The sequence below is a fragment of the Xanthomonas sp. NCPPB 3761 genome (assembly GCF_041475705.2).
Classification (GTDB): Bacteria; Pseudomonadota; Gammaproteobacteria; order Xanthomonadales; family Xanthomonadaceae; genus Xanthomonas; species Xanthomonas phaseoli.
The window spans coordinates 460,797-473,622 of sequence record NZ_CM191262.1; the positions used below are offsets into that span (position 1 = coordinate 460,797).

Here is a 12,826-nt window from a genome sequence, read left to right on the forward strand (position 1 = left end):
CGAACAACCATCGGTGGGCGATCAGAGGTTCGCTGTGATGGCCTGACATTGGGTGCATGCCACCGGCCAAATCCTGCAGGAATCGTTTGGGGGAATCATCAGGCGGGCCAGGTGATTGGTGCGGATGTGTATCGACCAGGGTGCCTGAGACCGCCGTCTGGATGAGCATCGGTGGTGCCTGGAACCAGCATGTGTCACTCGCACATACTGATTCTGATGCGATACCCAAGCCTGCCTGGGCGATCACCTGGCAGGCTTCTGGCCTGCGCAAGACAAGATCCTGCCAGTCAGCTCGGCATCTGCGGTAGACGGCACGAGGGCAGAGTGGCGTCTACCTTGACTGGCAGCGATTACGCGCGATTGCAGCGAGATGCCTGGGCCGGCAGCAGTGTGCATGGCCGGTGCGGAGGTATGGAGGCTCTAGTCGAGCGACGATGGCGTGCGATTGAACGTTCAACCAAGGTCACGCCAGCAGCGAAAGCCCATTTGAGAAGGCGTGTCTGGAACAAGAATCTGGTGATCGCGTGCCGCGTTGAAGCCGGAGCGGCTCTGCTCGCATGCCGATGGCTGTATGTCAGGCACTTGCAGCGCAAAAGAGACAAGCGCGTGCCGATGTGGGTGGCGAAGGCTCGCCGTTACAGCAAGCGTGGTGCCTGCAGGCTGACGCATGAGGCGGCAGCCTGCAGGTCGTGGCCGGTAGGGGCGACCAACAGTTCGTTACTGCATCGATCCGGTGTCGCTCGCAAGGCTGACGCCGAGGCCGCCACCAAAGCCACCGCCGGCCCCGCCGCCGAAGCCACCACCATTCTGTGCCTGCAGAATGTCGCCGACGATATTCATCAGCATCTGGGTGTATTGCGAGGGGGAGCCGTTGGACTGCCCGGCCTGCTGCGGATTGCCGCCCTGACCACTTCCGCTCGTACCACCCTGACCCTGACCCTCATCAGCGTTATTGCTCTGCTGAAGCAGGGCCATGATGAGCTGGGTGAGCAGCTGATCCAGCTGCTTTTCCGAGATGCCCTGATTGCCCTGGTTCGAACCCGTTTGCGTGTTCTGGCTTGGGTCAACCTGCAAGAAGGACGAGTTGGCGCCGAGCTGTGTGTTCAAAGAATTCATCATGACGATTCCTCTCTGATTAACTGGGATTTGTCTTTCGCTCAACTGCCGGGCGTAAGCAACGGCAGTTGTGGGGCGCGTTTTTCGCCCCGAACGAACAGTAGAAGCGGCAACCTGGTATCGCCATAAATTTTGCGAAATTGCGCTTGTACGGGCGAAGAAGGCAAGTGAAAGATGTTTTGGGATCGATAAGAAAATCCCGGGCGCGTGGTTGAAGGACGTCTTTTCGCTTGCCTGCTAAGTGTTTCGTCGGTCCTGAGTAAATCACGTACAGGTGGCGTTATGGTGCCGCCGTCGAGCGTTGCGGGTCGTTGTGTGCCGGCGCTCTACTCCCCTGGAGACCTGTATTCAATCGAGATCGAGGTAACGGCAGATGAGCGAATCAACGATCGCATACCAGCATGTCGATCAACAATCCAATTGGCACTTGGGGCGCTCGTCCGGGCCTTCGCCAAAGCGACCCGTGCGCACGAAGAGATCCGGATGTGGTCGTCGGGCAGGAGCTGGTCCGCAGCGTATTTTGTTTGCAGCAGCACTGGCATGCGCGGCGCCTTTCGCACGTGCGGATTGCTTCGAGGAGGCCGCCGGCTATCAGCACGTCAACCCTTGGGTGCTGCGTGCCATTGCATGGCAGGAATCGCGCGGTCGTGCCGACGCCATCCATCGCAACAACAACGGCACGGTTGATTACGGGAAGATGCAGATCAACTCCATCCATCTGCGGCGGCTATCCAGCTATGGAATCTCCAGGGACGCATTGATGCATCCGTGCATCAGTGTGTATGTGGCAGCGTGGCGGTTGCGCGAGATGACCAACAAATATGGAAATACCTGGGCTGCAGTCGGGGCCTACCATTCCGAAACGCCGGGGGAACGCGATAAATATGCGCATGCCATTCATTCGATTCTGCTCAGGCGCGGCGTGATCGCCGACTAGTGCGGGGCGCCACTGCAGGCGTGCGTAGGTGCAGCCCAGGTGTGTGGAGAGGCCCGTGTGTGAGGTGGCGCAGGATCGTGCAAGACGGCGACACGCTGATACGGAATTATCTGCGGGAAATAGCGCGTTTACCCTGTCGTCGCGCATGCGGTGATTGAAGTGAGGTTAATCTCCGCCGTCCGTCGCCACCTAATGCCTTTCAGTCTGTGCTGGAGGCTGCGCGTGGCGTCATCACATAGCTGCCGCACACGCACTGCCGGTACGCCGGCAGCGCGTATGCGACGGTCGAGTGCTGCCCTGACCGACGGCTGCTCGATAGCCACCGCCGTGCGCGGTCACGCTGACTCAGCTTGGGTGCGAGCTGCTTCGGCCTCGCGAACTGCCGCTGCAGCCTGCCAGGTGCCGGCAATGATCTTGTACTGCATGCCGGCGGCCATGCCGGCCAACGCATTGGAGAGCAAGGCGCTGCGTGCTGGCGACAAACCGAGCCAGGTGCCGATCATGTTGACGGCTGTACCAAATGCGATGTTGGAATTGATGGCGGCGGTGCGGGCGACAGAATGGTCCATGACCCGCTCATAGTCCTCGCGCCTGGCCTTGAAGGTTGGTTCCCAGATCTGCTGCGTACCGGCTTCGTCGGCCTCGTGCTGGGTGACATTGAGCCAGTCAGCTGTCTCCAGACCGACATTCAAGGCTGCATTCACTGCTGCTTGCTGAAAGACGACGTTGGTCGCCTCTCCCATGTTGAAGGGCGACATCAGTCCCGCCCAGCGCTGCCTGGCCGATGCAAAGTCTGGTAACTCCAGCTCATTGGATGCCAGGTTGGTCAGGACGTTGGCCATGCCATAAAACCTGCCTGCACTGGTGACGTGGGGGTCGCTGACGCCACCGTTGGTAGGCGCCCGCATTCCCACCATGCGGAACGTCGCCTGGATGGCATCGCGAGCCGCTGCATAGGGGGCGACCTTGAGCTCACTGGCCAGCAGCCTGGCCGCCAGATCCGGTCGGCCAGAGGCCTTGCCTGCGGCGCCTATGGCGATATTGCTCAAGATGCCGACCAGCGCGAGCCGGGTGACCAGATCCGAATAATGTTGCTGCTCGCTCCTCTTGTGATGACGTTCGTCTTCGGACAGCGCTTCCCACTGTTCAAGATTAAGGTTGTGAAAGCCTCGGGCGGCGGCGTCGGGGTTACGGTTCTCGCGGTTGCGCCGCAGCGTATGCAGCGCCAGATGCAGCGTGCCCGACACCGCCTGCATGGCGACGACCGCTTCGGGTGGGAGTTGGCGAAGGGTGGCAAACAGTCCTTCGCCCAGCAACTCGCGCACGAACGTGGTTGGCCCCACGGAGGTGGTCTGGTGCACGAGATGTCCCAGCGCAGCGCCCAGGTATTGTGTGTCGAAGCTGATCGGCAGGACACCGCGCGCCGCAGCTGCGACCGCTGTCGCGGTGGGTCCAAGGATGGTGGTGACTCCACGGGTTGCACCTGCCCGGACCGACGCAGCCAGTGTGCCTAAGCGCGCAGCGCCCGTCGCTGAGGTGGATGCATGCGCTTGGTAACCATGTTGTGCAGCGTGTTGCTGGGGAAGCGCCGATGGAGCCGATGGTTCAAAGGAGTCTTCAGCGTCATAGAATCGCTCGCTGTCGCTGTCTTCCCTGCGCAGCGAAGCCTGCAGCCGCGGACTTCCATAGGGGGCAGACAGGTCTGCGTCAGTGGCGGTTTCGTAACCGCTGTCGCTTCCTGCGCTATTGCGTCGTCCCGAAGGTCTGGGTGGCAGGGCGGATAAGGGAGAATCGATCCTAGGCGTCGATGTATCGTTGCGTTGTTGTGCCGGTATCTCGATCACAATGTCGCCGCTTGTGGCCTGCGGTTGCTGGGAGGTACTGGCTGAAGAGATCTTCGTCACGGCATGTCCTCGTGTTGGTGGGATATCGGCATGCGTCGCCCAGGCTCGCATGCCGACTGATCGATGGCGCCGGACGATGGGTGCCTCATCAAGACGGGCGTGGCGGCGAGCGTTCTGATTGCAGCGGAAGATCGCTTCGTAGCCAGACGTGTCGACCTGACAATCGTGCGTAATGTGCGGCACGCCGACCCGGCATGGTGCATATGCTGTGCCTAGCTGGCCTTGCAATTACAGCGTGACTTCTTCGCTCGCACTCGAGGCGCCCAGGCGTACCTGCTATCCAGGGCCGCCTTGCGTGGTTTGTGTCATCGTCGTCGGCGAGCTTGAAATTCGCATAAATCCAGGAAATCTGGACGCGCGCCTTGCGAAACGATCATTCCACATCCGAACAATCAATTCGCGTGTGCGGGCAAGATATGTTTGATGCCGGCGCCGTCTTCGCACGGCCGAATACAGTTGCGCGTGTCCCGGCAGCGCTGCGCGATGCATCAATGGGTCCGACGCCGGCGCCCTGGTGCGGATTGATGGCGCAGTGGCGGGATCCGCTTGCTTGAGCGATCGTTCGGTGCGCGCGGTACGGACTTGCAAAGCAGGTGGCTGCATGGAAATCGGCAAGCCAGCCCAGGTGCAATCCGCCAAGGTTTCAGACATCTGTTTGGAGCGTCGCTTCGCCTACCACCACTGCGACCTATTTGGTTCTGCGCATATCCTTGCCCGCATGCAGGGCACACGCCACCGAGCGCGGCGGGCCAGGTCGAGCTTCGCTGGATCGGGGAATCAGGTGAATGCGTCGGTCCGCCGGTTAGGCCGCTGTCGAGCGATTCCGGTGCGACGATCAGGGAAAACTGCGGCAGGAGTTGCCTATTTTTCGAGGCCTGCAATTACGGTCATCGCACCTGCCCGGAACCTGAAGGGCCCGACCTGCGAATCCACCAGCAAACACGAGATATCGACACCCGAACGGTTCAAGGCGAGGCCGATTCGTTTGCAGCCGGCCCACCACATAATGCGGTGCTGCTGTTGGCAGCACACCAGACGCGTGTCTTCAGCGTTGCCTGTGCAATAGGGTAAGGCGTCAAGACTTACATTGCACCGGACTGGTTCGGCTCGGCTTATCTCTACGCGGGTCATCCGAGTTGCCGGTGAGTGGCCCGGAAGTCTGTGTCGCCGCTGGCGTAAGTGCCAGATCGTAGATCGATATCCCTTATAGACAGGGCCTGGTGCCTAGGATTGGAAGCGTTCGGCAGGCACCATTATTCAGAGCATTCGGCCCGCCGCAGGGTGAGTGCGACGGGCCGAAGTCGTTTAGGGCTCACAGCGTCTGGAGTGGCGCTCGGCGCATCGCGGATGACGTACCGCGATGCCGTCGGTGCAAGGGTTGGCAGCAGCCAGGGCGATGTGCCAACCTCCAGATCAGATCACAGCATGTCCGGCGGCGGCGCGGTGGCCTTGGAGTGCTGCTTGCCGCGTGCATGTTCGATGGCAGTGCGCAGCTTGCGCGCCGCTCCGGTCACGGCAGAGGCCGTCGTTTCGGCGCTGTTGGTGGCCGCAATCGGCGGCAGGCCGGCGACGTGTGCTTCGATGCTGCAGGTTCGATCCGCCGCGCCGCCGCGCTGGCCGTTCTCATCACGCAAATGCACTTCCACACGGGTGATGTCGCTGGCGAAATGCGCCAGCTGGGCGGTGCAGGTCTTTTCGACATGCGCCACAACAGACGGATCGTGCGGCACGTGCTTGTCGGTCTGGATCTGAATCTGCATAGAGGATCTCCTTCGCGGTCATCCGCTGCGTCTGCCGCAACGGTGGCTTGATTCTGCGTCAGCGGCGTGTTGTCGCAAAGTGACAACGCGGCATGCCCATTCATGCGCTAGCAGGGTCCTTTGCCGCCATCGTCGCGGTGCGGGGAGATCGTCCGATCGGTTCGCGGACGCGGACCTGCCGCGGCTGAACCACCGGCGCCAGCGATCGGCTCGATCGAGGGCGGTGCCTTAAGATGCCGGCACCCGCGGTTGCCCGCGCCTGTTCGATGCCTGCCTGTGTCCGAATTCCGATTTACCTGTGGTGCCCGCCAGGGCTTGTTGCGGCGTCTATTGTTGCTGGCCGCGCTGTGGATGGTTTGCGTTGGCGCGGCTGTGGCCCAGGACGAGGACACGGTGCTGGAGACCGCGCAGACCCAACTGGACAGCATGCAAAAAGTGCTGACCCAAGCCGAAGCGGGGATGGAAAAATCCGACACCGACCAGTTGCGCAAGCTGGCTGACGATGTCACCGGCACGCAGCGCCAGGCCCAGGATCTGGCGCGCTCGCTGGAGCCTCCGCTGAAAGAGCTGTCCGTCCGGCTGGCCGGCCTTGGCGAAGAGCAGAAGACCGACCCACCAGATCTACGCGACCAACGCCGCGCGCTCACGCGCGAGCGCAACGGGCTGGATGCCGAGCTCAAGCGGGCGAACCTGCTGGCACTGGATGCCAAGGATCTCGCCGACCGGCTCGAAGGCGAGCGCGCCCAGCGCTTCAGCGAGAAACTCTCCGCGCGCGCTGCCTCGCCGCTGTCGCCCGCGTTGTGGAATGAGATCGCGCAGGAATGGCCCGACGACCGCACGCGCCTGCAGGCGCTTTCCGACAAGGCCGTACAGGCGGTGCGCACCGGCACGGCGACCAACGGTATCGCCGGTCTGGTGATCGGGACGCTGGCGGCATTGATGCTGGCATTTCCGTTGCGCATCTTCCTGCGTCATCTGGGGCGGCGGTATGCGGCCTCGCGTGCGCCCGGTGGCCGCTTGCGGCGCTCCGGCCTTGCACTGTGGTTTTTGTTGGTCGGCACCCTGACGCTGGGCATGGCGGCATGGGCATTGGCCGAGAGCGTCCGCGCACTGAGTGAGCTGCCGACGGATCTGGAGCAGCTGCTGAGTGCATTTGTTGTGATCAGTTGCGTGTCGGCCTTCGTCGGTTCGCTCAGCGCCAGCCTGTTGATGAAGCACCAGCCCACCTGGCGTCTGTTCCCGTTGGACGATGCAACCGTCGATCGTTTGCGCGTGCATTGTCTTGCCACGGCCGCGGTGAGCTGGTTTAGCGGTATGGCGATCAGAATCAACGACGTGGCGCGCAGCAGCGGCGCATTGACGATCGCTACCGATGCGGTTGCGGCGCTGTTGTATGCGGGATTGATCCTGTCGGCACTGGCTGGCCTGACCCTGTCGTTGCGCGCTCATGCCGCAAACGTGGGTGCGGCCGATGCGGACAGCAGCGCACCGCCGCCGGTGGTGTCGCGTGGCGGCGGTTACATCGTGTTGATCCGTCTGCTGGGCCATCTGGCAGTGATCTTCGCGTTGGTGGCGGCCCTGTTCGGCTACATCAATCTGGCACTGTTCGTCAAGCAGCAGATCATCTGGATCACCCTGGTGTGCAGCGTGCTCGCGCTACTGGTGATGTTTGCCGACGACCTGACGACCTGGGTGTTCAAGCCGGAGAGCCGTTTCAGCCGTGCGCTGTCGCATGCACTGAATGTCGGCAGCGGGCGGTTGGTGCAGGTGGGGTTATTGATCTCTGCGGCAGTACGCGTGCTGCTGGTGCTGCTGGGTATTGCCGCGCTGGTGACGCCGTACGGCGCCAACCTCGCCGCAGTGACCGGCTGGTTGGAAAACGTTTCGCACGGGATTGCAATTGGCAAGGAACTTGTCATCACGCCCGGCGACGTGGCCAGGGCGCTATGCGTGTTCCTGCTCGGCATGGGCCTAGTCCATATCGTGCAGAAGTGGCTGCTCAACACGTATCTGCCCAAGACCGAACTGGATGCGGGAGCGCGAAATTCGATCAGCACGGTGGCGCGTTATCTGGGTTGGTTGATCGTGGCGGTGTGGGGGCTCACGGCGCTGGGTCTGGATTTGAAGCGATTGGCGCTGGTATTGAGCGCACTGTCGGTGGGTATCGGTTTTGGTCTGCAGGCGATTACGCAGAACTTCGTGTCGGGATTGATCTTGCTGGCCGAGCGGCCGGTGAAGATCGGCGATTGGGTGCGTATCGGCGATCAGGAAGGCGACGTGCGCAAGATCAGCGTGCGTGCGACCGAAATCCAGGTGGGCGACCGCTCCACGTTGATCGTGCCCAATTCGGAGTTGATCACCAAGAGCGTGCGCAACATGACGCTGTCCAATCCAATGGGCCGTGTGCAGTCGCAGTTCTCGGTGCCGCTGGAAACCGACGTGGCCAAGGTGCGCGACATGTTGCTGGCCTTGTTTGCCGAGCACGAGAAGGTGCTGGCCGAACCGGCGCCATCGGTGTTCATCGATTCGCTGGCCGGCGGGCACGTCAATTTCAATTCGTTCGCCTACGTGAGCAGCCCGCGCGATTCCTATGGCGTGCGCAGCCAGTTGTTCTTCGCGCTGCTGCAGCGCATGGCGACGGTGGGCATTGCATTGCAGTCGCCGCAGGAGATCCGCTTCAGTCGTGCAGGTGCAGCCGTGGCGCGCGAGACGGGAGACGGTGCGGCTGCGTCGGATGACTGAGCTGGCGAGGGCTGCGAGGGCTGCGCAGCGGTGAGTCGGTCGGCTTGCGCTGATTGCGCAGCCATGCCTGACTATCGCTGGATGCATCTCGGCGCATCAGGAGCGATCCGCCACCGGGATGTCCTTGACCAAGGCCAGATCGTCTACGCTGACGTCTTCGGTGTAGTCCAGCCAGGCGCGGATTTCCAGGTCTTCCACCGCATGTTCCAGGCCCACCGGCATGCGGATGCGCCCGGCGGCGTCGGGCACCACCCATTGCTGTGCCAGCACGACCTTACGTTCGGAGGACACCGCTTCCACCCAGAACGCGCGCGTGGGCCGGCGCTTGGCGTAGAGCTCGAGCATGTAGCGGCCTGCATCGGTCTTGCGCGCTTCCTGGGTGAGCATGATGGGCTGGCGCACGCGTGGACGCGGGCCCTGCTGGGTGGCCTCCAGCGGCGCGTCGACGGCGATGCCGCGGGTGAGGTCCGGGTCGCGATACAGCTTCATGCTCTGGTGGCGGTCTACGACCAGTGCGCACCAGTCGCCATCGGCCGAGCCGTCTTCGAACGCCGTGCAGCGATCCAAATAGGCCAGCGTGCCCTTGGAATGCGTGCGGTCGAACTGACGCGAGGTGTTTTCCAGGTACACCGTTTTCAGGTTGGTGTCCTTGTCGTATTCCAGCAGCACCGGTGGGCGCACCTGTTGCACGCCGACCACCACATCGCCATTGCCATTGATGCGCAGCATGCGCGTACTGCGCCCGGTCCACAGCGTGCGCGCGTAGGCCAGATAGCGCGGATAGTCCTTGCCGCTGTCGCGGCTGGCGGCAACGCTGGCGCTGGGCGGGGCATCGCTGGCCAGCAGCGAGCGGCCAAAGCCCAGCGTGCGCATGCCCGGTTCCAGCAACTGCAGCAGCGTTGCGCCCGAATCGAGCGTGCTGCCCGCGCGCGTGACGACCTGCTGTGGCGCGATGTCCTTGCCCAGGAATAGCAGCAGGTTCTCGCGCTTCTGCTTTGCCAGCACGTCGCTCAAATCGTTGGGCATCGCCAGATGATCCGAGGCGATGACGATGATGGTGTTCTTGCCATAGCGGCTGTTGCGGATGCGTGCGACCAGCTCGCCGATCAAACGGTCGCTGCACTTGATGGCGTGCAGCAGGCCGATATCGCCCAGTGCGCTGTCGTAGTGCTGACCCTTGCATGCCAACGGCAGGTGGCCGGCCGGGTGGTGCGTGTCCATGGTCAGCGTAGTCAGCATGAAGGGTTGGCCGGCGCGCGACAGCGTCTGGAAGCTGTCCCACGCATCGTCCAGCAACACGTCGTCGTGCACGCCCCATGCGGAAAAGTGCTTCTGCGCGACGCCCTTGTCGTGGAAATGGTGCACGTCATGCACCACGTCGAAGCCGTGGCTGGACAGGAAACGCCCCTTGCCCGCGAAGCTGGCATCGGCGCCGCCCACGTAATGGTTGCGGTAGCCCTGGTCCTTGAGGTAATCGCCCAGGCAGCGCGCTTCGGGCAGGAACATGCCCATGCGGTCCATGCTGTTTTCATCGCCCGGCGCGGTGGTGAGCGGCACGCCGCACATCGAGGCGACCATGCCGGCGATGGTCCAGCCGTTGCCTTCGGTGGAGGCGAGATTGCGCACGTCCACCGCTTCGGTCGCAAGCGCGCGCAAGTTGGGCATCAGGCCCGGAAACACCTGTTCGTCGAAGTAGGTGCGCTCCAGGCTTTCGCCATAGATCCAGACGATGTTCTTGCGCTTCTGCAACGGTTGCTGCGGCACCTGGTATTCCGGCACCACGGTGGCGTAATCGACCGGGCGCAGCTGGTAGTACAGGCGCTTGCCATCGCGATACAGCGGGCTTGCGGCGATGCCGACCAGCAACATGCCCACGAAGCCTGCGAACACGGCGCCGCCACCACGCGGATGCTGGAAGCGTCGTACCCGCACCAGCAACAGCGGGCTCAGCGAGAGCAACAGCATGCCGACGAAAACCGCGATATAGCCGGAAAAATCGCTGACGCCGGCGCCGTCCATGTCGGCGCGCAGGTGATACAGCGTGGCTGCATTGATGCCGTCGCCACTGAGCCTGTCGACCAATCCCCAGGCGCTGAGCAGCAGCAGAAAGAGCGACAACAGGCCAGCCTTGAGCCATGCCAGACGCGGAGAGGCGACCAACAGCCACAGCAAGAGCAACAACGAAACCAACAACATCCAATGCATGCGCAGCGTCCGTGGGGGAATGATGCGAGCGCGTCCCGGACGCCTTGCTCGCCATGTCCTGTGCGCCACCTGCCATGTGGCACCCGGATGACGGACTATGCCGCGCCCAAGCTGACTGAAATGTTTGTTGTGGCCAAGACCCGGCGACCTCTGACCCCGCATCGCCGGACAGCGGTTACGCATCTCCGCGCACCAAGCCGCACGGCGCTGCTGAAACGCAGGTGGCGCCGAGATGCAGTGCGCCCATGCGCGATAGTGGTTGTGCTCGCTGCGGCGTTGCCACCCTTAGCGAGAAGATGTGCGCAAGCGATGGTGCGCGCAGGACGCTTGCAGTCAGTTAGACCGAGCACGATGCAACGCGCGATGGTCACAAGCACCTGACTGCGGGGCACCAAGGCGCCCACTTGCTGCAGCCCGTGCTGACGACTAGCGGTGCCCGCGCTCTTCGCGCGCACGCACGCGGCGGTCGAACAGCAGCGCACTGACCACAATGCCCAGGCCCAGTACCACCCCGAGCAGGAACAGCACCATCGCAATGGCCGGATAGCCCCACAACTTCAAGCCGGTTTCGATGCGCATCATCTGCGCCGACGCCATGATCAGCGCGGCGGTGACGATGCCCGCCGCAACGCGGTTGGCGATCTTCTGCAGGCTTTCCATCAGGTGCGATTCTTCCAGCCCGGTGACGCGCATCTGCAGGCGGTTTTCCGCAGCCAGCGACAGGATCTCGGACATGCGGCGCGGTCCTTCGCGCACCAGGTGCTGCAGTTCCATCGCCTCGCTGGCCAGGTTGGCGGCGGACAGAGACTTCTTCAGGCGCGCGCGCATCACGTGCTGCAGATGGCGCTCGACGATGCGACGCGTATCCAGGGTGGGCGACAACGCGCGGCACACGCCTTCCAGATTCAGCAAGGTCTTGCCGAGCAGGCTCAATTCCGGCGGCGTCCGCAGGCCGGTCGAGGTGGCGATGCGCACCAGATCCAGCACCACCAGGCCTTCGGAGGTGGCATCGTGCGCTGCGTAGCGCGCGATCATCTGCCCGGTTTCGCGCTGGTAGCGCTCCTCGTCGTAATCCTCCAGCCGCGTGCTCAGCGCAATGGTCTCTTCGGCCACTTCCTCGCCGCGCCCATCGACTGCGGCAAACAGCAACTTGAGCAGGCGCTCGCGCAGGCGCGGCGGCACATGCGCCACCATGCCCAGGTCGAAGATGGCCAGGCGCCCGTCCTGCAGTACGCGCAAATTACCCGGATGCGGGTCGGCATGGATTTCGCCATGCACGAACATCTGGTCCAGATACCCTTTGACCAGTTCCGCGGCCAGGTCGTCCATCGGCTGTTCGGTGCGACGCAGGCCGGAGATCTTGTCCACGCGCACGCCTTCGGCCAGCTGCATCGTCAGCACCTTGCGGCTGCTCAGGTCCCACACCGGCTGCGGCACCCACAGCAAGGGGAACGGCTTGAGGTGCTTGCCGAAGCGCGCCAGGGTTTCGGCTTCGTCTTCGTAGTTGAGCTCGGCGCGCAGGGTCTTGCCGAATTCGCCCAGCCAGTCGGCAAAGCGCACGCGCCGGCCGATGCCGGTCAGGCGGTCGGCGGCGGTGGCGAAGCTCTTGAGCACGTCCAGATCCGAACGCACCTGCGCGGCCACTTCGGGTTTCTGCACCTTGATCGCCACTGGCGTGCCATCGCGCAGCGCAGCGCGGTGCACCTGCGCCAGCGAGGCGCAGCCCAACGGGACCGGGTCGAAGAACGAGAACGCCTTGTTGACCGAGACCCCGAGCTCTTCTTCGATGATCTGGCGGATGCGCTCCACCGGCACCGAGCTGGTGTTCTCCTGCATGCGCTCCAGCGCGGTGGCAAATTCCGGCGGCACGATGTCCGGCCGGGTCGACAGCATCTGGCCCAGTTTGACGAAGGTGGGCCCGAGCGATTCCAGGTCTGAGACGAACTGGTCCGGGGTGCCTTCTGCGGGCACTTCGTATTCGTTGATGGCCGCCGGGTCCAGGTTCATGCCAGCGAACACGCCCGAGCCGCGATAGCGCAACAACAAGCGCAGGATCTGCGTGCGCCGGCTCATGCCGCCAACCACGGCATGATCTGCCGGGCTTGCGGCCGGGGCGCGGTGCGGGTCGTTCTGACTCAAGGCCATCTCCGGGGGCGTCATGC

Annotated in this window: 7 protein-coding genes; 2 read left to right on the forward strand and 5 right to left on the reverse strand. The window is 63.2% G+C overall.

Annotation, left to right across the window (positions count from 1 at the left end; all coding sequences use genetic code 11):
• Nucleotides 1-717: 717 nt before the first annotated feature.
• Nucleotides 718-1,116: a XopA/Hpa1 family type III secretion system protein gene (gene xopA / locus ACCQ00_RS02065; RefSeq protein WP_039567163.1), complete on the reverse strand. Its 399-nt coding sequence runs from the start codon at nucleotides 1,114-1,116 to the stop codon at nucleotides 718-720.
• A 373-nt stretch (nucleotides 1,117-1,489) separates the two neighbouring features.
• Between xopA and ACCQ00_RS02070 the strand changes: the two genes are divergently transcribed.
• On the forward strand, nucleotides 1,490-2,053 hold the full coding sequence (locus ACCQ00_RS02070; protein WP_022558058.1) for a lytic transglycosylase domain-containing protein: 564 nt from the start codon (nucleotides 1,490-1,492) through the stop codon (nucleotides 2,051-2,053).
• 335 nt (nucleotides 2,054-2,388) lie between these two features.
• On the opposite strand, the gene ACCQ00_RS02075 is transcribed toward ACCQ00_RS02070, so the two are convergent.
• Together ACCQ00_RS02075 and ACCQ00_RS02080 are read right to left on the reverse strand one after the other, a co-directional pair.
• The gene (locus ACCQ00_RS02075) at nucleotides 2,389-3,957 is read right to left on the reverse strand and encodes a hypothetical protein (protein ID WP_033481227.1); all 1,569 of its coding nucleotides are present in this window, start codon (nucleotides 3,955-3,957) and stop codon (nucleotides 2,389-2,391) included.
• Between the two features lie 1,418 nt (nucleotides 3,958-5,375).
• Complete coding sequence (locus tag ACCQ00_RS02080; RefSeq protein WP_007974834.1) at nucleotides 5,376-5,717, reverse strand: HPF/RaiA family ribosome-associated protein; 342 nt, start codon at nucleotides 5,715-5,717, stop codon at nucleotides 5,376-5,378.
• 351 nt (nucleotides 5,718-6,068) lie between these two features.
• Between ACCQ00_RS02080 and ACCQ00_RS02085 the strand changes: the two genes are divergently transcribed.
• Nucleotides 6,069-8,459, forward strand: a complete 2,391-nt coding sequence (locus ACCQ00_RS02085) for a DUF3772 domain-containing protein (RefSeq protein ID WP_180959841.1) — start codon at nucleotides 6,069-6,071, stop codon at nucleotides 8,457-8,459.
• A gap of 96 nt (nucleotides 8,460-8,555) precedes the next feature.
• Here the strand turns inward: ACCQ00_RS02085 and ACCQ00_RS02090 are convergent, their stop codons facing one another.
• Both ACCQ00_RS02090 and ACCQ00_RS02095 read right to left on the reverse strand, forming a co-directional pair.
• Nucleotides 8,556-10,664: a phosphoglycerol transferase I gene (locus ACCQ00_RS02090; RefSeq protein ID WP_372354051.1), complete on the reverse strand. Its 2,109-nt coding sequence runs from the start codon at nucleotides 10,662-10,664 to the stop codon at nucleotides 8,556-8,558.
• A 426-nt stretch (nucleotides 10,665-11,090) separates the two neighbouring features.
• Nucleotides 11,091-12,809, reverse strand: coding sequence for an ABC1 kinase family protein (locus ACCQ00_RS02095; RefSeq protein WP_039567165.1), 1,719 nt, complete (start codon nucleotides 12,807-12,809; stop codon nucleotides 11,091-11,093).
• Between the last annotated feature and the right edge of the window lie 17 nt (nucleotides 12,810-12,826).